The organism is Metapseudomonas cellulosilytica (assembly GCF_049334135.1).
Lineage (GTDB): Bacteria > Pseudomonadota > Gammaproteobacteria > Pseudomonadales > Pseudomonadaceae > Metapseudomonas.
Genome location: NZ_JBHZGN010000007.1, coordinates 232,315 through 253,946, shown reverse-complemented (window position 1 = coordinate 253,946; position 21,632 = coordinate 232,315). Strand labels below are relative to the sequence as shown.

18 protein-coding genes and 1 pseudogene are annotated in these 21,632 nt (G+C 61.4%); 3 read left to right on the top strand and 16 right to left on the bottom strand.

Annotated features, from left to right (window positions below; translation table 11 throughout):
• Positions 1–21 precede the first annotated feature (21 nt).
• Positions 22–1,401 carry a purine-cytosine permease family protein gene (locus ACFW0H_RS11815; RefSeq protein ID WP_422914084.1) on the bottom strand — a complete coding sequence of 460 codons (1,380 nt, stop codon included), beginning with the start codon at positions 1,399–1,401 and terminating at the stop codon, positions 22–24.
• A 232-nt stretch (positions 1,402–1,633) separates the two neighbouring features.
• Here ACFW0H_RS11815 and ACFW0H_RS11810 point away from each other — a divergent pair, with 232 nt between their 5' ends.
• The gene (locus ACFW0H_RS11810; RefSeq protein WP_422914083.1) at positions 1,634–2,323 is read left to right on the top strand and encodes a GNAT family N-acetyltransferase; all 690 of its coding nucleotides are present in this window, start codon (positions 1,634–1,636) and stop codon (positions 2,321–2,323) included.
• A gap of 376 nt (positions 2,324–2,699) precedes the next feature.
• Here the strand turns inward: ACFW0H_RS11810 and ACFW0H_RS11805 are convergent, their stop codons facing one another.
• From ACFW0H_RS11805 to ACFW0H_RS11785, 5 genes are all read right to left on the bottom strand, one after another.
• The gene (locus ACFW0H_RS11805) at positions 2,700–3,983 is read right to left on the bottom strand and encodes an OprD family porin (RefSeq protein ID WP_422914082.1); all 1,284 of its coding nucleotides are present in this window, start codon (positions 3,981–3,983) and stop codon (positions 2,700–2,702) included.
• Between the two features lie 126 nt (positions 3,984–4,109).
• Positions 4,110–5,153 (bottom strand): Gfo/Idh/MocA family protein, encoded by a 1,044-nt coding sequence (locus tag ACFW0H_RS11800; protein ID WP_422914081.1) that lies wholly within the window; start codon positions 5,151–5,153, stop codon positions 4,110–4,112.
• A 38-nt stretch (positions 5,154–5,191) separates the two neighbouring features.
• Positions 5,192–5,998, bottom strand: coding sequence for a shikimate dehydrogenase family protein (locus tag ACFW0H_RS11795; RefSeq protein WP_422914080.1), 807 nt, complete (start codon positions 5,996–5,998; stop codon positions 5,192–5,194).
• 9 nt (positions 5,999–6,007) lie between these two features.
• Positions 6,008–6,880 (bottom strand): sugar phosphate isomerase/epimerase family protein, encoded by an 873-nt coding sequence (locus ACFW0H_RS11790; RefSeq protein WP_422914079.1) that lies wholly within the window; start codon positions 6,878–6,880, stop codon positions 6,008–6,010.
• 64 nt (positions 6,881–6,944) lie between these two features.
• A complete protein-coding gene (locus ACFW0H_RS11785; RefSeq protein WP_422914078.1) occupies positions 6,945–8,309 on the bottom strand; it encodes an MFS transporter in 1,365 nt (454 codons plus the stop codon).
• 251 nt (positions 8,310–8,560) lie between these two features.
• On the opposite strand from ACFW0H_RS11785, the gene ACFW0H_RS11780 reads away from it, so the two are divergent.
• Positions 8,561–9,346, top strand: coding sequence for an IclR family transcriptional regulator (locus tag ACFW0H_RS11780; RefSeq protein WP_422914077.1), 786 nt, complete (start codon positions 8,561–8,563; stop codon positions 9,344–9,346).
• A 236-nt stretch (positions 9,347–9,582) separates the two neighbouring features.
• On the opposite strand, the pseudogene ACFW0H_RS11775 reads toward ACFW0H_RS11780, so the two are convergent.
• From ACFW0H_RS11775 to ACFW0H_RS11730, 10 genes and pseudogenes are all read right to left on the bottom strand, one after another.
• Positions 9,583–9,834, bottom strand: a pseudogene (locus ACFW0H_RS11775) (methyl-accepting chemotaxis protein); the annotation flags it as partial.
• A 679-nt stretch (positions 9,835–10,513) separates the two neighbouring features.
• A complete protein-coding gene (locus ACFW0H_RS11770; protein WP_422914076.1) occupies positions 10,514–11,668 on the bottom strand; it encodes an OmpP1/FadL family transporter in 1,155 nt (384 codons plus the stop codon).
• Positions 11,669–11,839: 171 nt separating this feature from the next.
• Complete coding sequence (locus ACFW0H_RS11765; protein ID WP_422914075.1) at positions 11,840–12,751, bottom strand: SMP-30/gluconolactonase/LRE family protein; 912 nt, start codon at positions 12,749–12,751, stop codon at positions 11,840–11,842.
• A 168-nt stretch (positions 12,752–12,919) separates the two neighbouring features.
• Positions 12,920–14,104 (bottom strand): acetyl-CoA C-acyltransferase, encoded by a 1,185-nt coding sequence (locus ACFW0H_RS11760; protein ID WP_422914074.1) that lies wholly within the window; start codon positions 14,102–14,104, stop codon positions 12,920–12,922.
• On the bottom strand, positions 14,097–14,876 hold the full coding sequence (locus ACFW0H_RS11755) for a maleate cis-trans isomerase family protein (RefSeq protein WP_422914073.1): 780 nt from the start codon (positions 14,874–14,876) through the stop codon (positions 14,097–14,099). The genes ACFW0H_RS11760 and ACFW0H_RS11755 overlap by 8 nt, the downstream gene beginning before the upstream one ends.
• Positions 14,873–15,331, bottom strand: coding sequence for an acyl-CoA thioesterase (locus ACFW0H_RS11750; RefSeq protein ID WP_422914072.1), 459 nt, complete (start codon positions 15,329–15,331; stop codon positions 14,873–14,875). The genes ACFW0H_RS11755 and ACFW0H_RS11750 overlap by 4 nt, the downstream gene beginning before the upstream one ends.
• Positions 15,328–16,488, bottom strand: a complete 1,161-nt coding sequence (locus ACFW0H_RS11745; protein WP_422914071.1) for an FAD-dependent monooxygenase — start codon at positions 16,486–16,488, stop codon at positions 15,328–15,330. Before ACFW0H_RS11745 ends, ACFW0H_RS11750 begins: the two co-directional genes overlap by 4 nt.
• Entirely contained in the window at positions 16,488–17,327 is an 840-nt protein-coding gene (locus tag ACFW0H_RS11740) for a VOC family protein (protein ID WP_422914070.1), read from the bottom strand. The genes ACFW0H_RS11745 and ACFW0H_RS11740 overlap by 1 nt, the downstream gene beginning before the upstream one ends.
• Positions 17,328–17,358: 31 nt before the next feature.
• Positions 17,359–19,107 carry an AMP-binding protein gene (locus ACFW0H_RS11735; protein WP_422914069.1) on the bottom strand — a complete coding sequence of 583 codons (1,749 nt, stop codon included), beginning with the start codon at positions 19,105–19,107 and terminating at the stop codon, positions 17,359–17,361.
• A 24-nt stretch (positions 19,108–19,131) separates the two neighbouring features.
• On the bottom strand, positions 19,132–20,385 hold the full coding sequence (locus ACFW0H_RS11730; protein WP_422914068.1) for an alpha/beta hydrolase: 1,254 nt from the start codon (positions 20,383–20,385) through the stop codon (positions 19,132–19,134).
• Positions 20,386–20,718: 333 nt separating this feature from the next.
• Here ACFW0H_RS11730 and ACFW0H_RS11725 point away from each other — a divergent pair, with 333 nt between their 5' ends.
• Positions 20,719–21,465, top strand: a complete 747-nt coding sequence (locus ACFW0H_RS11725) for a TetR/AcrR family transcriptional regulator (RefSeq protein WP_422914067.1) — start codon at positions 20,719–20,721, stop codon at positions 21,463–21,465.
• Positions 21,466–21,632: the final 167 nt, after the last annotated feature.

Below are 21,632 nucleotides of genomic sequence, written 5' to 3'. Positions count from 1 at the left end.
CTGCCGCAGGTCCGGAGGGAATCAGTCAGGAACCGGAGATTGGAATTGACGCTGCTTGATTGAGGGCTGGCTGTTCACCATGCAGTAGAGTGCCCCTGCGAGTACCAAGCCCACAGCCCAACTGATGTCCGCCCCTAGCCAGTCCGCTACAAAGCCGGTGTAGAACGAAAGCTTCATGAACGGGATCGTGCCGATGATGGAGACGGCATACACCGCTAGCGTTCGTCGATTGAAGCGCCCGTACCGACCTTCGGGGTCGTACAGCTCGCCCACCTCATAGTGACCGCGACACACCCAGTAGTAGTCAGCCAGATTGATCGCACTCCAGGGGATCAGCAAATAGAGCTGTCCAATCAAAATGTCTGCAAAGAAGGTGTCAAAACGATACTGGGTGGCGATGGCGATCAGGGTTGCGGCTACGGTCAGCACTGCCATCACCAACGCTTTTGCAGAAGCGGTGACGTATCGCAGCCCGCCAAAGGCTCCGAAGATCGTCACCGAAGACATGTAGGCGCTGTACAGGCAGAGCACGTTGTACTGGATCACCCCGAGCGCAATCACGCCCAATGCCAATGGTGCCCACGGGCCGAACAGCGTGGCAATTGCGGTTGCAGAGTCATGCCCAAGCGCTGCAGGGATCGCAACGGCCACTAGAGCGCCCAAGGCCATCATGGCGAAAGAGCCTAGCGCGCAGCCGCAGTAAGTTGTCCAGAACGTGGCGCGTGTGCTGACATGGGCCGGAAGGTAACGCGAGTAATCCGCCACGTAGGGGCCGTAACCCAATGTCCAGGACGCCGCCTGCGCGACCACCAGGTTAAAGGCTATCAGCGAAAAGCCCTCGCCTGTTGCCGTTGTCGATATCGCGTCGCTGGGGTGCAGCAGGATCAAAACCAGCGCGATGGCAAATACCAGAGTTGACATCAGGCTCATCCACGCCCCTAGACGGTGGATCAGCTCATAGCCTACGAATCCAATAATGAAGGTCAGAATGCCCACCGCCACGATGGCCTGGTCATCGCTGATGGGCACCAGTGCCTTCAAGGCATCGCGCATCAGGACACCACTGGCGGCCAGGAACAGCACCGCCGCCGTGACCATCACCAGTAAGGGAATCGCAGCGCCATAGACACCGAATTGTGCGCGGCTCTGAATCATCTGTGGGACGCCCAAATGAGGGCCCTGGGCGGAGTGTGCAGCCATGAAGATGGTGCCGACGAGATTGCCGATCAGCAGGCCGAGCAATGTCCAGGCGAAGCTCAATCCGGAGGCGATACCCAACGTGCCGACCATCAGGGCAGTCACTTGGAAATTGGAGCTGAACCAGATAGTGAACAACCTTCTGGGTGTGCCATAGCGCTCAGCGTGAGGGACAAACTCGATACTTCGCTTTTCAAGTTTCACGACCGCCTCCTGATTCATCCCCCTGATTATCAGTTGGTGATTGAGGGCTCGTCGGTCTGACCACGAACACCTCGTAGCTACTAACGACCCACGCGAAGCACCGTGTATGAGGGCCATATCCTGCTGGTTGGGCGCGCCCATGCGAGTTGGGTGGGAACGCTCGGGGCTCGTGGGCGTTACAATGGCGCCAGCGCCGATTCCCCGAATCGGGCACGCCCGGAGCCAGCTTCAGATGTTCACCCTTGTAAACCTGGACACATCGCCGCCCGAATCCCTGAAGAGCCAGGTTCTACAAATGGTGGTGGATTACTTCAGCGACATCAGCCCGGTATCGCTGACGCCCAGCAATCTGCTCTTTCAGTTGTATCAGTACGTGATTGGCTACGAGGTGCACCTGTATCTGCACGCCATGAACAGCTCTCTGGATAGCACCGCGCGGTTGATCCTGGCCCTGGATGATGAAGATCCCTCCCGGGTGCTGGGTTTTGCCCTGTACCTGCCGAGCCAGGATGATGCCGAGGCCTGCACGCTCGCCTATATGGCCGTCAAGGCCAGCCACCGCCGACGCGGTATTGCCCGGGCTATGTTGCAGCAGATGGTCAAGCATCGGCCCCACGCCGAGCTGGCCTGCGTGGCGAGCAAGGTGCCGACCTTCGAGTCGATGGGGTTTCAGGTACTGGCAGCGCAGGGGCCGCACGTGCTGCTGAACACCCGCGATCACCGCTCGGACGGCATGGTGGCGGTGCAGGATCTGGCCCCGATATTCCAATCCAAGGAAGTGCGGCAGATCCACGCCTACCTGGTGCAGCAACACGGCAAGAAGGCCATGAGCGAGGCCGAGAACAAACGCGACCGCCTGCTCGATCAGATGGCCCATCAGGCTCAGGCATTGGTGAAAGAGCGTCTCCCTACGATTCACTGACAGCCAAAGGGACAGATTTAGTTTTTGCTTAGAACGTCCGTTTTCGGCCCAGGCTGTGTAAAAACTCCCGCCGAAATTGATCGCTAAACGATCAGCTCTCGGTGCTTGAAGCGATTTTTACGCAGCTTCGGCCAAAAGCTGACGTTCTATAAAAGTGGGTGCGATGACATTTGTAGAAAAAAGCCTCGGCCCTAACCAGCCAGTCGGGCCGAGGAAAAAGCAAATTGGCTCCGAGGTGCGGTTGTCCTCACAGGCCATTTGCTGGAGCGTGCAGATAGAATTGGAAGATCAACCAAGGCCGATGCAACGCAGCCCGAACGAGCGATGGTTGTCCGGCAGGCCCGTAATCAGCCGCTCCCACGCCCGAGCTCGTCGATTACAGTAGGGAAAGCGGATAGCTGATGATCAGCCGGTTTTCGTCGAAACTGGTGCTGCTGCCCCAGTCGCGGCGCATGCTGGAATTGCGCCATTTCACGTTCAGGGCCTTGAACGCGCCGGACTGCACCACATAGGCCAGCTCGGATTCGCGGCCCCATTCTCTGCCATCGGTTACGGCGCCCACGTGCACGTTGTCGCCGCTTATGTAGCGGTTCATCAGGGTCAGGCCGGGGATGCCGACAGCAGCGAAGTTGTAGTCGTGGCGCAATTGCCAGGATTTCTCCTGTGCGTTGTCGTAGCTGTTGTTGAAGCTGTCGTTGGCCAAGGTACCGCCGCTGGTGCCATTGACGCGCATCCAGGCATCGTCGCCGCTGAGCTTCTGGAGGCCGACATAGAAGGTGCTGCCGCCGTGGCGAGCAGAGAACAGGCCGGACCAGGTGCGGTTGTCCAGATCGCCGGCCAGGGCCGAACCGTCTTCCTTGCCGGTGAAGTAGCCGAGGTTGGCACCGAGGACCCAGTCGCCAACGGGCTGGCTGTGGGTCAGCTGGATGTACTGCTGCTGGTAGATGTCCTTCAGCTCAGAACCCCACAGCCCCACCAAGGTGCGGTTGTCGTTGAAGCTGTATTCACCGCCGACGAAGTTGAAGCGATCCGAGGTGAAGGCGGGCCGACCGTTCATGAACATGTCCTCCATGCTCGCGTCGTTGCGCGGGCTGTTGCCTCGGAACTGGCCACCGTAGAGGGTCAAGCCGGAGACTTCTTTCGAAGTCACCTGCCCACCCTGGAAGGTCTGCGGTAGGGAGCGGCCGTCGTCGGAGCGCAAGATGGGTAACACCGGCATCCACTCGCCCACTTTCAGCTCGGTATTGGAGACACGCATCTTGCCCGCCACGGCCAGACGACCGAAGTCATCGGCGGGGCGGCCGTCGTCATGCACCGGTAACAGCTGCGTACCCTTGGTGCCCTTGCCGCCGTCCAGCTTCACCGACAGCAGGCCGAGGGCGTCGACGCCAAAACCCACCGGGCCTTGGGTGAAGCCGGAGCGAGCATCAAGGATGAAGCTTTGGGTCCACTCCTCGGCCTTGCCCTGGGTGGCGGAATCGCCGACGAAATTTCGATTCAGATAGAAATTGCGCAGGTTCAGAGTCGCTGTGGAGTCTTCAAGGAGTCCGCTTTCCTCTGCTGATGCTGCATTGCTCAAAACGCCTGCGGCAATCAGCAGGGAAGCGTAAGAGATTGGGCAAAAGGCCTGCCGGGACGCGTTGTGCTTTTTATCTTTCATTGTTGTTTTCTCCGAACTTGGTAACGGCCCCTGATGGCAGACGAGCAATGCCGTCACGCCTGTCTGCATGTCAGGCGCAAAGTGCATAGGAGCGGGTTGAATGGGCGGCGTAATCCGCCCGGAAATTCAGGCTGGGTTGTTCAGGGTTACTGTCTGTCGAAGCGCAGCTGCCGTCCGCGCACCCTCTACCAGCATCAGCGTCTGTAAGGCATCGGCCGCACTTATCAGCGGCTGCGTTTCACGACGGACCACCTGAACGAAATGTCGAAGCTGGTTATCGAGGGCGGAACCTGACGCATGGGAGTCAGCGGTTTCGATTAGAGGGGAATGCCATCCCTTGCTTTCGCCGTAGTGCCAGTGCTTGAGCTGAGGCACTGACAGCGAGCCAAGAGTGCCCCCAATCAAATAGCAAGGTTGTTCAGGCTGCTGCGCGAAGGCGGGGTTTTCGCCGGAGTTCTGGTCCCAACCCCACGGGGTGGCGCACGCATCGGAACCAGTCAGGGTACCCAGTGCGCCGTTCTTGAACTGGAGCAGCAAGGCTGCGCTGTCTTCAACCTCAAAGCCCCGCGCCGCGTTACTGGTGATTGCCTGCACGGTGTCCACTTCACCGCAAAGGTGCCGCATCAGGTCCAGGTCATGTACGAGATTGATCAACAGCACTCCGGCACCTTTCCTGGTCCGCCAGGCCATGTCGTAGTAGCTGTCGGCTTTCTGAAGCTGCCAAAGCGCAGTAAAGGTTGTGATTCGTCCAAGAGCGCCGCTCTGGATAATCCGTCGGGCCGCTTGAATGATCGGATTATGCCGCCGGTGATGTCCGACCAGAATGGGCACACCCGACTCCGCCTCGGCCTGCACCAGGCCCCTCACCTCCTCCACCGAGCAACCTACCGGCTTTTCCAGGAGCGAAGGGATACCGGCCTCGATGCAGTCCAGGGCGGTCGCCACGTGCAGGTCATTGGGGTTGGCGATGATCACCGCGTCAGGGCTGATTTGCTTCAGCATTTGCTGGTGGTCGGTGAAGCTGGGCAGGTGCAGTTCATCCGCCAGGGCAGAGCTGAAAGGATCGGCAATGGCCACCAGTTCAGTCTCGGAATTCTGGGTGATCCGGGCGGCATGCTGCCGTCCCATGACGCCAGCCCCGACCAAGGCAATGCGCAGGGGATTGGTCATGATTGTCTCCTGTTGTTTTGGTAATGCGAGAGCGACCGTCAGAGCGAAAAGAAACGTCGGTAGCAGTCGATCTGTTCGTTGAGCATGTGTATGCCGGGCTGGGTGGGCAGGCCTCTTTCCGCTGCAGCCTTGAGCAAGCGGGTCTCGGCGGGCTTCATGATGATGTCGGCTACCCAGGTGCCCGCCGAAAACCTGGCAGGATCGATAGGTAGTGGATCCTCTGGCTGAAGTCCCATCGGGGTCGCATTGATCACGATGGCGACCTCAGTGACTGATTCGTCCAGGTCCCTGCGGGCGCGACCAGGCCAGTGCAGTTCGAGACGATGAATGAGGCCGTCGGCCTTCTGGTCATCCAGCTCTCGGAGGTACAGCCGATTGACGCCGGCTTCGAGCAGCGCCACAGCTATCGCACTGCCCGCTCCGCCACCGCCTAGCAGCAGCACGTCCTTGCCCTCAGGTTCGAAGCCCGCTCGCTGCAGCCCGAGCACGAAGCCAATGCCGTCGAAGTTCTCCGCCATCCAGACGCCATCCACGTCTCGACGCAGTGCATTGGTCGACCCCGAAAGCTGTACGCAGAGGCTGTGCCGCTGCGCGAAGCTGCAGCAGGAGAACTTGTGGGGAATAGTCACGAGCATCCCGTGGAAGTTCTCGATGGCCTGCAGTCCACGGATCACGACATCAAGGTTCTCCGCGTGAGCCTGCACCGGAATCATCACCATATCGATTCCTTCCTCGGCGAAGAGCCGATTCAGGAGCGCAGGTGCTTTGACCTGTGCCACCGGGTCCCCGACCACAGCCAGGAAGCGGGTAGTGCCCGAGGGACTGGGGATCATTGTCTCTGTCATCGCGACACCTCAGGCATGGGTAGCTGAACGGTGATCCGCCAATACGCTGCGCATGAAGGCGAGGCTCTTGGCAATCGCCTCCTCTTCCGTGCCATGGGCCGGATGCAGGTAGTCGATCTCCAGCGCCAGGAGGCCGTTGAAACCATGGCTGCGCAGCAGTTGCAGAGTTCTCGGAATATCGATCAGCCCCTCGCCCAGCGGTACGCTCGGCCAGAAGCCGAACTCTCGTGGGCTGCCCCGGAAGGCACAGATGTCCTTGATGTGGGTAGCCTTGGCGTGAGGCGCGAGCATTTCGATCGCGAGCATGGGGTCTTCAAACATCCGCAAGTTGTTGGCGGTATCCAGGCAGACACCAAGTGCAGGGCTGTTCACTGCATCCAGCAACTCCAGTACCTCGGCGGCCAGCAGATCGACGTGATTCTCCATGGCCAGCACGATGCCCTGATCAGCCGCGTAGGCAGCGGCTTCTCGTAACAGCGGCACTAACTTGGACTTGTGCTCATCCCAGGACTCCGGCCGGGTAAGTCGGCCTCCGGCACAGATGCGCATGACCTCAGCCCCCAGGGCTTTGGCGATGTCGACATTGCGTATCAGGTCTGCCAACTCGTCAGGCCGGGCACCAGAGCCCAGGCCGTGTGGGTGGCCCCAGGCCCAAACCAGTTCCAGCTGCGCGGCATCCAGCAGGCCGCGAAGACGCTCCAGGTTCTGTGGGGAGCTGTCATCGAGCATGAAGGACTCGATCGATACGCCTTGCACGCCATGGGCACGAGCGCGGGCCACGAAATCATCGAGGGACATCTGGTGGTCAGGCGCCTGCTCCAGATTTGGGTACACCTCACCGAAGTAGCGGTGATAGCAATAAGAGTCGATGGCGATTTTCATGGTGGGTTTCCTGTATGGCCCAGTGGCCGGGGCGCAGCCCCGACCAACGATGGCAAGTGGATGTTCAGGAGTGGGAGGCTTTAGGCACGGCGTGGCTGGCCGCGGCAGACGGCTTCCGATCACGCAGCCCCTTCACGTAGGCGGCAATCGCGGCGATACCGATGGGCAGCGTGAGGAACATGAACAGATGGCCGAAATCCCACTTCATGCCCAGCAAGATGGCGCCGACTGATGCGCCGAGGATCGCGCCGAAGCGGCCGATACCGGTCATCCAACTGGTACCCGTGGCGCGCATTTCGGTCGGGTAGTAAGTGGCGGCCATGGCAGTCCAACCGGTATTGGCCGAGTTGATGCAGAAGCCGAGGGCGAAGACCAGCGCCATCAGGCCGTACAGCCCGGGCGACAGGTTGGCAAGGGAGAGGGTCAGCACGGCGGCACCTATCAGAGTGCAGATCATCACCTTGTGCGGATTGAAGCGATCCATTTCCCAGCCAATGACGATGTTCCCGAGGGTTCCGCCGACCTGGATCATCGCGCCCACCAAGGCTGCGTCGGCCATGCTGAAACCATCGTCCTTCACGATGATGGGCAGCCAGCTGTTGAGGAAGTAGACCGTCAACAAGTTCATGAATAGGCCAACCCAGAGCGCCAGGGTGATCAGCCGGTGCGACGGGGAGAGGATGAGCTTGATTGCGCCCTTGCCAGCATGGTCGCGCTCGGGAGTGATAAAGCGGGTTTCGTCGTTCGCACTACCGGGCGAGATGGCATTGACGATGCGCTGCAGTTCAGCGCGACGCTCCTGCTTCACGGCCATGAACTTCGCCGACTCTGGCAGTACGAAGCACAGGAGCGCGGCGAAGATGATCGGTACCACACCGCCCACCACCAGGATCGACTCCCAGCCATAACTGGGAATCATCGCATTGGCGAGGAAACCGCCACCTGCGGCGCCGAGGGTGAATCCGCAGTAAACCACCGTAACCATCAAGGATCGGTATTTCCGGGGAGCGTATTCCGAGGCCAACGTCGCCGCATTGGGCTGCGAGGCACCAAGACCAAGGCCGGTCAGAAAGCGCAGGAGGGAGAGCACTTCAATATTGGGCGACCAGGCCGAGATCAGGCTCGTCAGGCCGAAGAAAAGGATGGCGGCGATGATCACCCTGCGACGCCCAAAGCGATCGGCCAGCGGGCCGCCCATCAGGGCGCCTATCGCTAGGCCGAACAGTCCCATGCTCATCACGACGCCCAGCTCTTCACGGGGAATGTTCCAGTCGGCAACGAGGGCCGGCGCGATGAAGCCCATCGCCACAACATCGAAGCCATCGAGAACAAGTACGGTCAGGCAAAGCAGGAGGATCTTCCACTGGAAGGAGCCGAAGGGGCGCGAATCCAGGAATGCCTGGATGTCCAGCTGACTGGAGGGTTTCATGGAGTGACTCCGATTGTTGTTGTGTGTGTTTCAGACCCTTTTCGGCAAGACCATGAGCCAGTCGCGGGTCGACCTGGACCATGGCGGGTCCTCTCATCCGTTTTGAGCGGCGGCAGAGTCATCTTACATATTTGGAATAGCATTCCAAGTGGAACGTTAAACCATTTTTCCATAAACGCATGGTCTTTTCTTCCAGTTGGATTGCAATTCCATCCGGCTCTAGAATGGTCCTTTAGGTTTTGGAGCCACCCATGTCTTCTTCAGTTCGTGATCGCGCACTGTCCATTCTTGAGCTGCTGGTCAAGCACGTCGGCGGGCTGCCCATGTCTGAAATCGCCGATCAACTTGGCATCCCACGGACTGCCACCCACCGGCTGCTGGGTGAGCTCAAGGACATGGGATATGTGAAGCAGAACTCCGCTACCACTCACTACCTGCTGACGGTGAAGCTCGCCTCGCTCGGCCTCACCTACCTGGCATCGAGCGGCATCATCGACGCGACCCAACCGCTGCTGGACGAACTGGCGCAGGAAACAGGGGAACTGATCCGCCTGGCGGTCATCGAGGGCAACCAGATGATCTGGGTCGCCAAGGCCCAAGGCGCCCGGAGCGGGCTGCGTTACGACCCGGATGCGGGGTCCGATGTCTACCTTCCCGCAACTTCCAGCGGTCTGGCCTGGATGGCCGCTGAAGACGACGAGCGCGCTCTGGAGCTGATTGCCGAACAGGGCATGGAAAGGGCGCAACGTATGGGCCCCAATGCGCCGAAGACCATTCGCGAGCTGATGGACCGGATAGTAGAGACCCGCAAGAGAGGCTACGGCGTTGTGCATGACGCTTATGAGCCTGGTACCAGCGCGATTGCGGTGGTCATCCGTCATGTGGACGACGGCAGGCCGATCGGCACTGTCAGCGCGGCGGGCCCATCCGTACGCATGACCCCCGAGAAGGTCGAGGCAATCGCTCCACTACTCCAGGACTATGCGAAACGCCTGGCAGCGCTCAGCTTGGTCTCGCCCGCATTCAACTATCGGTAAGTCGATTAGGCCTGATTGCCAGCCTCAGCTTGCGGTTTGCGGCTTGGACCAAGTGCAAATGGTCGCTTTACAAGGGTTGCTTCAACAGGATCGGCCAAAAGCTGCCAGTCGCATATGGTAGGAAACGGTCAATAGCTGCCCGTGAGCTCCGGCAGATTCCGGCCTGGAAAGAAGCCCCAAGGCGTTGCCCGATGGACGAGTAATTACCGGGCGGGTATGTGGGACGAACACACTGCTTAGCCGCCGAGCCCCTTCATCAACTTCGCTTGGCGGGTCGCCTCGGTGGTGCGAATGGCCAAGGTACGGACTTCATCGGCGACAACGGCAAAGCCCCGACCACTCTCTCCGGCTCGCGCAGCCTCGATGGCGGCATTCAATGCCAACAGGTTGGTCTGCGTGGCGATTCCCTGAATGGAACTCACGATCTCCCCCAACCTTCTCAGGCTGTCCTGCAGCACCTGGTGCTGACTCACCTGCGATTTCCGCAGTTCGGCTTCCTCGTGCTCGTTCTGTACATCGATCAGGGATCCCATTACGCAAAGCACCAGTTCACTCTGCGGATCCAGCGCCCTGCCCTCTCCAACCGAAGCCTCCCAGTAGCCCTCCTCGACGCAGGACTCCAGCAGTTGGAAACGTTCACTGGCCAGGAGATGTTGTGACCTCAGCTCAGAATGCTGCTCTTCCAGCTGGCTCAGTTCGGCCAACACTTCAGCGTGTAATCTCTCCAACTCGGCCAGACGCTCCCTGACACTCACCAGTGCAGCCTCCGAGCGTAGGGCAAGCCGTCTGTCGTTCATCACGGCATCCTGCACGTCCTCGCCGAGCAGCCCAGATACTTGCAGCAGCGTTCTCCTGGCGATGCGCGCAGCAGAAAAAAGGAACATGGACACTCCTCGGTTAATGCAGGCATCACCCACCGCGACAGGCTCGTGGGATAGGGGCATGAAGCGTGGGTGAAAAAAGTGACAAGCCTGTTCGAAAGGAGAGGCCCTGCTTTTGGCTGGGCCCATTTGACGCTTATGAGTAAGGGCATTGCCTGATGGTCGTGGCACCAGGCAATGGCACGCCTTCCTGGCATGACTTTCAGCTTCAGAAGCAGTACGCCTTGCAGCTGTTCCGGCATCCCTGCGCGGAGATACGCACCGTCACGCCACAGGTGCGGCGCCGTCAGAACTTATAGCCCACGCCAACTGTCAGCATGTGCAGTTCCCCTCCCGCCTCCACACCCTCGCTCGCGCCCTTTCCCTTGGTGATGTGGCGGAAGTCATACATGTAGGCGCCGGTCACCTCCAGCTCGTCGGAGATCTTGTAGGTCAGGCCAAGATGAGCGCTCTTGGGCTGGTTGCAGGGTGCGACAGCGATCAGCGTGGCTTCGCGATCAGGCACTTGATGGTTGGCCAGGGATACCCCGGTGCGCAGCTGCAGACGATCGCTGTACTTGTAGTTCACCCCGAAGCGAAAGACGTTCTGGTCACGCCAGCCGAAGCCCGGCCCGTCGCCGCGACCCGGTGCGCCGCCTTCGGTCAGCGAATTGGATAGCGTCTTCTGGCTACTCCAGTCGATCCAGAGGTAGTCGAACGCGAATGTCCAGTCGCCCAGGTCATAGGCGAGACCAAGACCTGCCTGTTGTGGGATGTTCAAGCGCCCATCGGGGATGATGTCTTCATGTGCATCCAGCTTCTGAAACCAGACCGGCGATGAGTAGGTGAGCCCCAGTCGCAACCCCTCCGCGATTGTTCCCAGATAGCCGACACCTACCCCGACACCCCAGGCGTGGTCCTTGTCATTGGTCGCGCCGAAGTTCTCGAAACCGTGCAGCATCAGGCTTTCGTAACCGAGCTTCACTGACAGACCCAGGTAATGCCCCGGGGCAAACTCGTAGGTAGCCGTGGGTGCGACCAGGATCTGCGCCAGTTCCGACTTCACATCCGATGTCCCGAAGGCCGGAATCGGATTCCCGTAGTCGATGCCGGCGCCGTATCCGGAGACTGACAGTCCCAGGGTGACGTCATCGCGGTACTGGTAGTTCACGCCGAATCCGGGCAGGAAAACCAGCACATCGTCTTCGCTCTTGGTGCCGTGGACATCGGAGCGCAACTGGCCGGCCGTTGCCGTCAGGCTACCGTCAACCCGTGAACCTACCGCGCCCATGCCTGCCGGGTTGTTGACGGCCGCCAGCGCGTCGGTGGGATTGGCGATCGCCGCTCCCCCCATGCCCATGGCCTCGGCACCATAGCCGGCGTACTGAGGCCCGTTGGAAGCCCCTGCCTGGGCCGAAAGAATCACCAGACACGCAAGGATGACTCGAATAGACCGCTTCATGACCCTCGCTCCTTATGCTTGTTGTTGTCAGGTCGATGTCCTGTGGGCGTGCGCCGGGCAACACGAATCCCTAGCGCTTGCACGGCGGCAGGCACCACAGAACGAGAATCGATGGTTTAAAAAGAGAGCAGGCTCGAACGGCGAGCCCGCCTCACGCCCAAAACACTCGGGTTACGGTCGGCCCGCACCTTTGCCCACTGGAACGCGGGTGGTGAAGATTGTGGTTTCGGTTCGCAGGTTGACCATGGCTTCGAAGATGTTGTCGCCGTCCACCTTGGTCGCGACGAGGAACAGGGTCTTGCCGTCGTCACCACCCAGGGTGCTGGCGACACACTCGTAGCCTGGCATGGCAATGCGGTCGGTGATTTCGCCCTGGCTGTCGATGCGGATGAACTGCTCGGCCCGCAGCATGCTCAGCCAGATACCACCTTCCGCATCGATGGAGATGCCGTCGATGCAGCCACGCTTGTGGGCGCGGTCAGCCTCGGAGGGGAACACCTGGGTCATGTCCAGCAATACACGGCGGTTCTCCAGCCTGCCGTCGACGATGTCGACCGCAGAGAGGCGCTCGGCGAAAGTTTCCACGAAGACCAGGGTCTTCTGGTCTGGCGTGATCACGATGCCATTGGGAAAATTGCAGTCCTCGACGCCCACCGAGATTTCACCGTTGGGCTCGACGATAACCACGCGACCGGGCTTCAGGCCTTCTCCCTCGAACACACGTGCGCCGACGTCATCGACGTAGATGCGCCCCTGCTGGTCGATGACCATGTCGCCGATGTAGCCGGTGTATACATCCGACAGGTCCGCGTAGAGCTCAAGCCCTTCAGGGGTGTAGCGGTACAGACGGGTGTCGTGCATGGAGCTGAGGATCAGGTCGCCGTTGGGCAGGAAGCCCATGCCATTGGGCTTGTTCGGCATTTCGGCGATGACCGTCTTGGTACCCGCCGCGTCGATCTGGTAGACCTTCTTGCCCAGCATGTCCGAGATATACAGCTTGCCGTCCTTCCAGCGCGGGCCCTCACCGAAGTACAGGCCGCTGGTCAGCACGTTCAGTTCGTATTGTTTTTGTTCTACCGACATATCGCATACCACCTTTGTTGTTTTGGTTTCATTCTTGAAGGCTTCGTGAAGCTCCACGGAGTCTTCATGCACGCAGAAGCGCAGGTCAGGGCCTCCTGCCCTGGCATGACCGCCCTCCAGGGCGCACCTGCGCTCGAGCAGTTCCGGATTGACGGGGAAGCGGCTGGGTCAGGCGATTTCGAACAGACCTGCAGCGCCCATCCCGCCTCCCACACACATCGACACCACGGCATACCGCGCCTTCCGGCGCTTGCCTTCGATCAGCACGTGCCCGACCTGGCGCGCACCGGTCATCCCGTAGGGATGTCCGATCGCAATGGCGCCGCCGTTGACATTGCAGGTTTCGGGGTCGATGCCGAGCTGGCGTTGGCAGTACAGGGCCTGGCAGGCGAACGCCTCGTTGAGCTCCCACAGGTCGATGTCCTGGACGCGCAGGCCGTGCTGCCTCAGCAGTTTGGGAATGGCGAGGATCGGGCCTATGCCCATCTCCTCGGGCGCCAGTCCCGCCACCGCCATGCCTCGGTAAATGCCAAGCGGCGACAGGCCCTGTTGCTCGGCGGAACGGCGATCCATCAGGACACAGGCGCTGGCGCCATCGGACAGTTGGCTCGCATTCCCCGCCGTGACACTGCCGCCTTCCAGCACTGGAGATAGACACGCCAGTCCGTCGAGCGTGGTATCGGGACGATTACCCTCGTCCTGTTCGAGCAACACTGTCTGCAGGCGTACGGCCCCTGTGACCTTGTCCACGACGCGTTGCGGCGCGCTGATCGGGGCGATTTCTTCACGGAAACGCCCGTCTGCCTGGGCACGGGCAGTACGCAACTGGGAGATGAAGGCGAACTCATCCTGCGCTTCCCGCGAGATGCCATATTTGCGCGCCACGAATTCCGCCGTCTGCAACATGGGCATGTACGCGTGCGGCACTGCCTCGATGACCGCTCCATCCTGCTCGTCCGCGACCCACTGGAAATACGGCTGCTGCACGGCGGAAATGTTCTCCTGCCCGCCTGCAGCGACGACGTTCATGCCATCAACCATGATCTGCTTGGCGGCCGAGGCGATTGCCATGAGCCCCGACGAACATTGGCGATCGATCGTCTGGCCACTCACCGAAAGCGGCAGACCGGCGGCGAACACGGCGTTACGCGCCAGGTTGGAGCCGGCCGTGCCTGCGGAGAGCACCGTACCGATCACCACGTCCTCGATCAGTTGGGGATCGATGCCGGAGCGCTCCACGGCGTGGCGCAGCGCATGCCCCATCAGCGTTGGCGACTTGATGTTGTTGAGAGCTCCACGCGACGCCTTGCCAATGGGAGTCCGCGCCGTCGAGACGATGACAGCCTCACGCATGACGGTCTCCCGACGCCGCCGGGTAGCGCCCGGATAGCAGTGCGCCGGCGCCAGGCACCACGGGGTCCAGCCCCAGGTGGTCGAGCATGCGGCGAACCGTGCACACGGCGGTCGAGGTGACGGGGATGCCCAGTGCATCCTCGGCCAACTGGATCGATGGCAGCGACTGCATCTGCACACAAGCGGACAGCACCACGACGTCGACGCCGGTCGTATCGAGCTTCTTCACGTCCTCAAGCAGCAGTGCCGGATCACGACGACCGACTTCCAGGTTGTCCGGGATCTCGAAGGCGATGGAATCCACCACTTCGATGCCTTCGCTTTCGATGTACTCGACCACCCGATCACACAGCGACCGCATGTAAGGGGCCAGTAGCGAAATCCTGCGGGCGCCCATGATCTTCAACCCTTCCACCAGAGCGCCCGCCGAGGTCATCACCGGTGCATCGCACTGATTGGCCCGGGCGACGGCGGTCAACTCTTCCTGGACCTGGCGGTGATAGCCGTTGCCCATGGCCATGATGGCCACCAGGCACGCCGTACTCATGACGTCCACCCGGGCGTCTGCCAGTTCTGCAGCGCAACGCAGGGCTTCCCGGTTCATCGCTTCCAGCTCTTCGCGAGTGACCTTGTGCATGCGCATGCGGCTGGAATGGAAGGTGAAGCGTTCGGGACGAATCTGCTGGCGAGCGCCGAGCATCGCCGGAATCTCCGTTTCCATCGTGGTGTTGGAACTGGGCACGATCTGGCCAATTCGATAGGTAGCGGTCATGAACGAACCCCTTCGGCAGAAATCTGGTGATGTTGCAGAACCTCCCGCAGTTCCTGCGGGACAGGCACACTCCGGCGCTCTGCCGGTGCGATGCAGATCGGCGAAAAGACACCCTCGAAGGCCAGTTGGCCATCGGGCAGGTAAGCATTGGCCACCAGGTCGAAAGTCCGCTCGCGGATCGCGCCCACCTGGATGCGGATATCCACCACCGCATCCGGCGGCAGGCTGACGTGGAAGGTCAGCGCCATGTGCTTGCAGGGCAGACCGACGTTGCCCTCCCCGGCCGCGCCGGGGCCCCAGCCGATGTGGCGGTAGAAGTGCATGACGGCGCCGATCAGGTAGTCGGTGAAACGGCCGGTGAAGACCACGCCGGCCGGGTCGCAGTCCATCCAGCGCACGGTGCGCCGCACCGTGAAGGGCTGATGGCAGACGACGACTTCGACACTCTCGTTCATGCCACGCTCCCGGCCTTGCCCAGGCGCACCATCAGTTCCGGGTACTCGCGACGCAGGCGGTCATCGTCGACCCGGCCAGTACGCGTCATGAACTGGTAGACGAATTCCTCCGGCGTGTAGTTGTCCATCCACTGCGCCATGCGCTCGTACCAGAGATAGGAACGCTCGGAAGCCGAGATGAGCTTCTGCTTGCTGGGTCGATGATTGCGCTCGTAGGCAGCGAGTCCCGCCAGGGCATCCCCGTCGCAAGCGAGTAGTGCCCTGGCCAGCGCGATGGAATCGTTCATGGCGATCCGCGTGCCGGAGCCGATGGAGAAGTGCGCGCTCGCCAGGGCGTCACCCACCAGTGCATAGCGCCCATGGGTCCAGTGGGCGTTGCGGATCACCGGGAACTGCCGCCAGACGACACGGGCGCTGCCATCCATCAGTGGCGCCCCCTCCAGTTCGGGGGCGAAGATCTTCTCCATCAGCGCCTGACGTTGCGCGTCACTCAAGCTGCCAAGGTTCAGGCGCTGCCAGGTGGCATCGTCGCACTCGGCGACGAAGGTGCTCATCTCGTCGCTGTAGGCGTAGTAGTGAGCGACGAAATGGCCGCCCTCGTACTTGCGGAAGATCAGGGCCGAGGCATCGAAGACCTTCGCCGTGCCGTACCAGGCGAAGTGGTTGCCCAGGGTACTGCTGGTGGTGCCGAAGGCCTGCGCGAACTCCCGGCGGATCACCGAATTGACGCCATCGGCACCCACCACCACGTCGGCATCGTCCAGCCCCAACCGGACGAGGTCCGCGGAGCTGTCGATTCGTTGCCGGTAGTGCACCACCACGCCCGCCTCCTCCGCCTGCTGCTCGAGGATCTGCAGCAAGGTGAGCCTGGGAATCGCCCCGCCCTTCACGGGCAGACGGATCTCGATGGGCGTCTCGGCTTGCACGATGACCTGGTGCTCATGCTGCTGCGTCGCTGCGCAAAGAGCCTCGTAGGACGCGACATCCGCATCTCGCAGCTGCTGGAGACCGGTGTCCGCCAGCACTACACCGAAGCCGAAGGTGGCGTCCGCCGCATTCTGCTCGAAGACTTCCACCTTCCAGTGCGGCGCACCGCGCTTGAGCAGCAGGCCGAGATACAAGCCGGACGGACCGCCGCCCACAATCGCCACTTTCATCACTGGTCTCCCCGGCTGATCTGCAGCCGATAACGATCGAACTCGGTGATCTCGCCCACGTAACCGCCGGTCAGCGCCGCGTTCCACAACGCCGGCACGAAGCCCAGCTTCTTGCGTTCGAACACCAGGGCGTCCTTGGCGGTGATCTTCCAGTAACCGTTGTTCAGGTTCTCGAGCCGGTACTCCGGCGCCTGCTCGGCTGCCTCGACCAAGGGACGAAACTCCGGAGCATCCAGGACGAACAGCGCCACTTCGTCGACCGCCTTGGGCGCGATGCCGGCAGCCTTGGCCAGCCAGACCTGGTCGATGCTGGTGAAGCCGCCGGTGCCTGCCTGCTGGGCATCCTCGAGGGCCATGGCGGCCTCGAGGGTCCGGGTGGCGTCCTCGGCATCGAGCGCATCCATCGGCCGTTCCTGGATGGTGATCTCCAGGTAGTAGCCATTCGGATCGTTGAAGTAGATCGACTCGATCAGTTCATGGCGGATCTGGAAGATCAGCGGAATGCCCTGGCTTTCCAGGCGGTCGCGCCAGGCCAGCAGCTCTTCACGGCTGTCGACACGCCAGGCGGTGTGAGTCGCCTCGAAGCGGTAGTCGGCCACCGGCCGGGTGTAGTCCGGCTGCTCGGTGTCGATGTAGTAGAAGAAGGCGATGGTGCTGTGATTGCCGCTATCGAAGAAGAAGTGCAGGAAATCGGGGTGGTTGGACGGTCCCCAGCCACGGGCCGATATCGCATGCACCAGCGGCAGACCCAGCTTGTCCCGGTAGAACTCCACGGTCTCACGCAGCTTCCAGGTCGGCCTGGCGCTGTGATGCACACCCTTGAGAACGGGTTGATTCATTGCCATCTGAAATACTCCTCTGAACCGCTTTTCAGTTCGCTTGTTGTGCCCGCTCGCGCTCGACATTCGCCTTGACCAGCTCACGCAGTTTTTCCTTGCTGAGCTTGCCGGAGGCCGTCAGGGGGAATGCGTCGAGCACTTCGATTCGTTCCGGCCACTTGAACTTGGCCAGACCGTAGTCCTGGAGGTAGGTGCCCAGCTCGGCGACGCTGGGTGCGGTGAAACCTTCGCGCAGCACCATGGCGGCGCACAGGCGCTCGTCGAAGATCGGGCACGGGTAGCCCACGGCGGCAACGGCAGCCACCGCCGGGTGGCCGGCCACGGCCAGCTCGACTTCTTCGCAGTTGATCTTCTCGCCACCGCGGCTGACCAGGTCCTTCAGGCGGCCGCAGAACACGTAATAGGTCTTGCCGTCGATGACCTTGGTGTACATGAGGTCGCCCGAGCGGTAGTAACCGTCGCGGGTGAAGGTTTCCCTGTTGCGCTCTTCCGCGCGGAAGTAGCCATGGATGGTGTAGGGGCCCTTGAAGGCGGGCTCGCCGATCTCGCCAGGCCTGGCATCCTGCTCGGTGCCCGGCACCAGGATGCGGACGTCGTCCCAGGCGGATACCGGTCGGCCGTTGGTGGTGTCATGGGCTTCGGCGGAATCCTCCTTGTGGCCGAACATGATCACACCCTCGGTGATGCCGAAGACATTGTGGGTGCGCACGCCGAGGAGCTTCTGCAGCTTGGCGGCACTGTTGGCCACCAGCACGCCGCGGGCGTTGGCGAGATCGACCCGGCCATCGTGGATGGCGGCTTCGAGCCGGGCAATGATCGGACCGCCGAGCATCAGCCAGGTCGGCTTCGTCGAGGCGATCAGCGAAATCAGGGTTTCCGGCTGCAGGTCGGGCGTCACCGTCACGGTGCCGCCAGTCATCAGGAAGGGCCCGAAGCAGCAGCCCATGTTGAGGTTGTGGACCATCGGCTGCGGCATGAACAGCACGTCGTCCGGCTGGTAGCCCAGCCAGCTCGCCACCGCCCGCATGTTGTAGAGGTACTCGTTGTGGAAGCGCGGGATGATCTTCGGAACCCCCGTGGTACCGCCGGACAGCTGGAATACGGCGACCTGGAAGGGGTCCAGCACCACGTCCTGGACAATCGCTTCGGCCTGTTCCAGATCGATTCCGGCGATGAGCTGGTCCTGGTGCAGGACGCCCTCCTCCGGCTCGCCCCGCACCTGCATGATCAGCGTCAGCGAAGGCGCAGCTTCCTGCATCTTGCGGGCAAAGCCGATGCTGTCGAATTTCGGATCGTCGCCCTGGACGATGTGCAGCTTGGCTTCGGCCAGCTCCGCCAGGTAACCGATTTCGCGCTCGCGGTGTGCGGCCAGGGTGCAGATCGGGATCAGCCCGGCCTTGAGGCAGGCGAGGAAAGCGATGATCAATTGCTCGCTATCGCGCAACTGAAATACCACGCGATCCAGCGGCTGCAGGCCTTGCTTCAGGAAGGCCGCCGCCAGGCGAGTGGAAAGCCCGTCCAGCTCGCGGTAAGTGATGCGCAGATTCGGCCCCAGCAAGGCGACGTTGTCGGGGAACTGCCGAACGATCGAACGGAAGCCGTCTGGCATGGTTTCGAAGCCCAGCACACCATCCTCAACGTAGCGGTCGAGTTCGCTCTGCTTCGGGTAGACAACGCCAGGGATCGGCGCTGCGACGTGCCGTAGCGGCTGCACGCCGGAGCCGGCAGTGGCAGTGGCAGTGGCAGTGGTGGAGGACGTTTCTTTTTTTGTAATTGTCATGAGTGCACGCTCTTGCTTGTCGGTTTAGAAGTGGTCCTGAAGCCAACGTCCCAGGTGTTCGCCGGCAACGAGCTGGCCTGAGATTTCGCCCTCGTCCAGGGCCTGACCGTGGTGATTGCCCCGCACGCGGTAACGCTCTTTGCGGGACGTGGAGATCGTGTCGAAGATGGCGTCGGCATCCGCCGGGAACACGCAGTTGTCACCGGTGTATTCGATGAGCAGCGCGGGCTGCTCGATTGAGCTCGCACACTTGGCCAGCGAGGCGTTCGAGGAGAGTCCCGACCAGGTCGACAACCACGACTCCGGTGTGACGATGCGTCCGAAACCGACACTGCCCAGGTTCGAGATGAACGGATCACTGCCCCACAGCGAGCCGACGTAACGGTCTGATGGGTCCAGCGAGGTATCCCAGCAGCGCAGATCCGCGTCGGTGCGCCAGACCTGAAAGATCGGGCCATGGCTGGCGAGGGCCTTATCGTCCCGAGAGCCGCCGGACTTCAGCCGCTCGCGTGCGGCCTGACGCCGCTCGACCAGGTGCCGGGCATGGGCATCGATCCGCGCCACCCGCTCACGTTGTGCCACCCGGTAGCGTTCGATGAAGTCCGCACCGTAGCGAGAAGACTCCGGCGGCAGGCGAAAACCATTCGACTCACTGAAGGGGTCCAGCGCGGAATCGACCGAGAATGGATCGGCCTCATCGATCACGGAGGGATCCAGCGCATTCATCAGCAGGATGCCCTGGCCGGGATGGGGCGAGACCAGGGCGATACCGTCGACCACCGGGAAGTCCGCCGTTTCGAACTTCGTAGCTCGACCAGCCGGAGTCTTTGCAATCCGCCGCTCCGGCGCACACAGCGACTGTTGGTTGTAGTACGTGAACAGCCCCGCCCCACCCGAGTTGCCGAGCAGAACGATGGTCTCGAAACCCATCTCCCGCAGGCGGCGCATCCCGGCAGCCACATCGTAAAGGGCGAACTCGTGCTCAAGGCGCAGGTCGTTGCCGACAGAGCGAGCACCCTGGACCCAGCAGGCCCACCCCGCGTCCAGCACTTCCGGGACCAGATAGTGAGTCACCACCAACTCCCGGGGATGCATGATGAAAACGACCTTGCGCTCCCCTCCACGGGAAAACAGCACGCCCAGCGCGCCCTGGCCATCCTGAGTGACCAGCGGACAGGGTGTCGAGCTGAACGGCTTGGCCATCCGCTCCGGTTGCCAGGAGGCACCGCGCAATCCTGCGGTAACCGCGACTTTCTTGTTGTTGGGACTTGCCGCCATGGGCCCTCCTGCATGACCCGGATGGGTCTTTAACCTTTTATTGAGACAGTCTCAATTAACCTTGAAGCAAGACTAGGGCATAAACTGAGAGGGTGTCAATTAATCCGAAAGTAATTTTTTTGAAGGCCTGCAAAGACCCCGCAGCACAGTCAGCGCTCGGTTCGAGCGAGGTCATGTGAGAGAGGAAGGCCTGGGAACCTGGAAGCCCCCGCCGGTTACAAGAGCACCGCGGATGTTGGTGCGGGCAGGCTCAGCCGAGACGCCCTTGTTGTGGGGTCCGGGAAAATCAGTCGATAATCTGAGGGGGTATCAATTAGATCGTAGGGAAGCCCAATGACAGAACCAACCGATGCAGCCGCAGCTCCTGAAACTGCTACGCGCAAGCGAGCCGGCCGCCGCCCAAAGAGTGATCGGGACGTTTCCCGGGACGCGATGGTGGAGTGCGCCATCAGAATCGCCCAGTCCGAATCCCTGACCGAGGTCAGCATGGTACGGATCGGCAAGGAGCTCGGGGTCGCCGCCGGCATGGTGCACTACCACCTGGGGAGCCGGGACGAACTGATCAGCGCCGTGATCAACGCCGCATTCAAGGAGCGCCTGCAGTTGCTCCCTGAACTCACGGGCGACTGGCGCACAGATATCGAAGGCTTCGCGCGCTCGTCGCTCACCACCCTGGAGCGCTGGCCGGGACTGGCTACCTACATCCTCACCGAGAACAAGTTCCGTCTGTTCCAGCGAGTGCAGCCAGGCGAGGTTGATTACGGCCTGGCCTACTTCGACCATATCGGCCTGATCCTCAAGCAGGCGGAGCTTCCTGGCCCATTTGCAGCGATGGCCTATCACCTGCTCATGTTGTTCATCTCGGTGATGGCGGCAGAGAAAGAGAACCGGCAGTCGCCCCAAACCCACGGTGATTTCATCACGGGTTACCTCTCCAAATTCGGAGCAGGCAACCATGAGGGGGCGGCCTATCTGGCTTTGCCCTTCTCCGCGATCGACAGTCCCGCGACATTCGATGCAGGCATGGCCATCCTGCTGGATGGTTTTGAAAAATGGCGGGGACCGTCTTCGAAATCGTGAGGATCGGCTCGATCGCTGTAACACAGGCAGCTCGGTGTAACGGTCGCTCTGGCCGAAAGCAAACGTTTAGAGCACGAAAGATCTGCCCCTTGGCCGACGAACCTAGCCAAGACTGAATACAATTCGTGCCCGATTACCCTGGGCCATGAACATGGCTGTATCGAACA

Excerpts from the sequence above, each read along its gene's own strand:
- ACFW0H_RS11745 (WP_422914071.1), bottom strand. The coding sequence starts at position 16,488 with ATGAAAGTGGCGATTGTGGGCGGCGGTCCGTCCGGCTTGTATCTCGGC.
- ACFW0H_RS11735 (WP_422914069.1), bottom strand. The coding sequence starts at position 19,107 with ATGACAATTACAAAAAAAGAAACGTCCTCCACCACTGCCACTGCCACT.
- ACFW0H_RS11740 (WP_422914070.1), bottom strand. The coding sequence starts at position 17,327 with ATGAATCAACCCGTTCTCAAGGGTGTGCATCACAGCGCCAGGCCGACC.
- ACFW0H_RS11795 (WP_422914080.1), bottom strand. The coding sequence starts at position 5,998 with ATGACAGAGACAATGATCCCCAGTCCCTCGGGCACTACCCGCTTCCTG.
- ACFW0H_RS11760 (WP_422914074.1), bottom strand. The coding sequence starts at position 14,104 with ATGCGTGAGGCTGTCATCGTCTCGACGGCGCGGACTCCCATTGGCAAG.
- ACFW0H_RS11805 (WP_422914082.1), bottom strand. The coding sequence starts at position 3,983 with ATGAAAGATAAAAAGCACAACGCGTCCCGGCAGGCCTTTTGCCCAATC.
- ACFW0H_RS11785 (WP_422914078.1), bottom strand. The coding sequence starts at position 8,309 with ATGAAACCCTCCAGTCAGCTGGACATCCAGGCATTCCTGGATTCGCGC.
- ACFW0H_RS11770 (WP_422914076.1), bottom strand. The coding sequence starts at position 11,668 with ATGAAGCGGTCTATTCGAGTCATCCTTGCGTGTCTGGTGATTCTTTCG.
- ACFW0H_RS11790 (WP_422914079.1), bottom strand. The coding sequence starts at position 6,880 with ATGAAAATCGCCATCGACTCTTATTGCTATCACCGCTACTTCGGTGAG.
- ACFW0H_RS11725 (WP_422914067.1), top strand. The coding sequence starts at position 20,719 with ATGACAGAACCAACCGATGCAGCCGCAGCTCCTGAAACTGCTACGCGC.
- ACFW0H_RS11765 (WP_422914075.1), bottom strand. The coding sequence starts at position 12,751 with ATGTCGGTAGAACAAAAACAATACGAACTGAACGTGCTGACCAGCGGC.
- ACFW0H_RS11780 (WP_422914077.1), top strand. The coding sequence starts at position 8,561 with ATGTCTTCTTCAGTTCGTGATCGCGCACTGTCCATTCTTGAGCTGCTG.
- ACFW0H_RS11800 (WP_422914081.1), bottom strand. The coding sequence starts at position 5,153 with ATGACCAATCCCCTGCGCATTGCCTTGGTCGGGGCTGGCGTCATGGGA.
- ACFW0H_RS11755 (WP_422914073.1), bottom strand. The coding sequence starts at position 14,876 with ATGACCGCTACCTATCGAATTGGCCAGATCGTGCCCAGTTCCAACACC.
- ACFW0H_RS11750 (WP_422914072.1), bottom strand. The coding sequence starts at position 15,331 with ATGAACGAGAGTGTCGAAGTCGTCGTCTGCCATCAGCCCTTCACGGTG.
- ACFW0H_RS11810 (WP_422914083.1), top strand. The coding sequence starts at position 1,634 with ATGTTCACCCTTGTAAACCTGGACACATCGCCGCCCGAATCCCTGAAG.
- ACFW0H_RS11730 (WP_422914068.1), bottom strand. The coding sequence starts at position 20,385 with ATGGCGGCAAGTCCCAACAACAAGAAAGTCGCGGTTACCGCAGGATTG.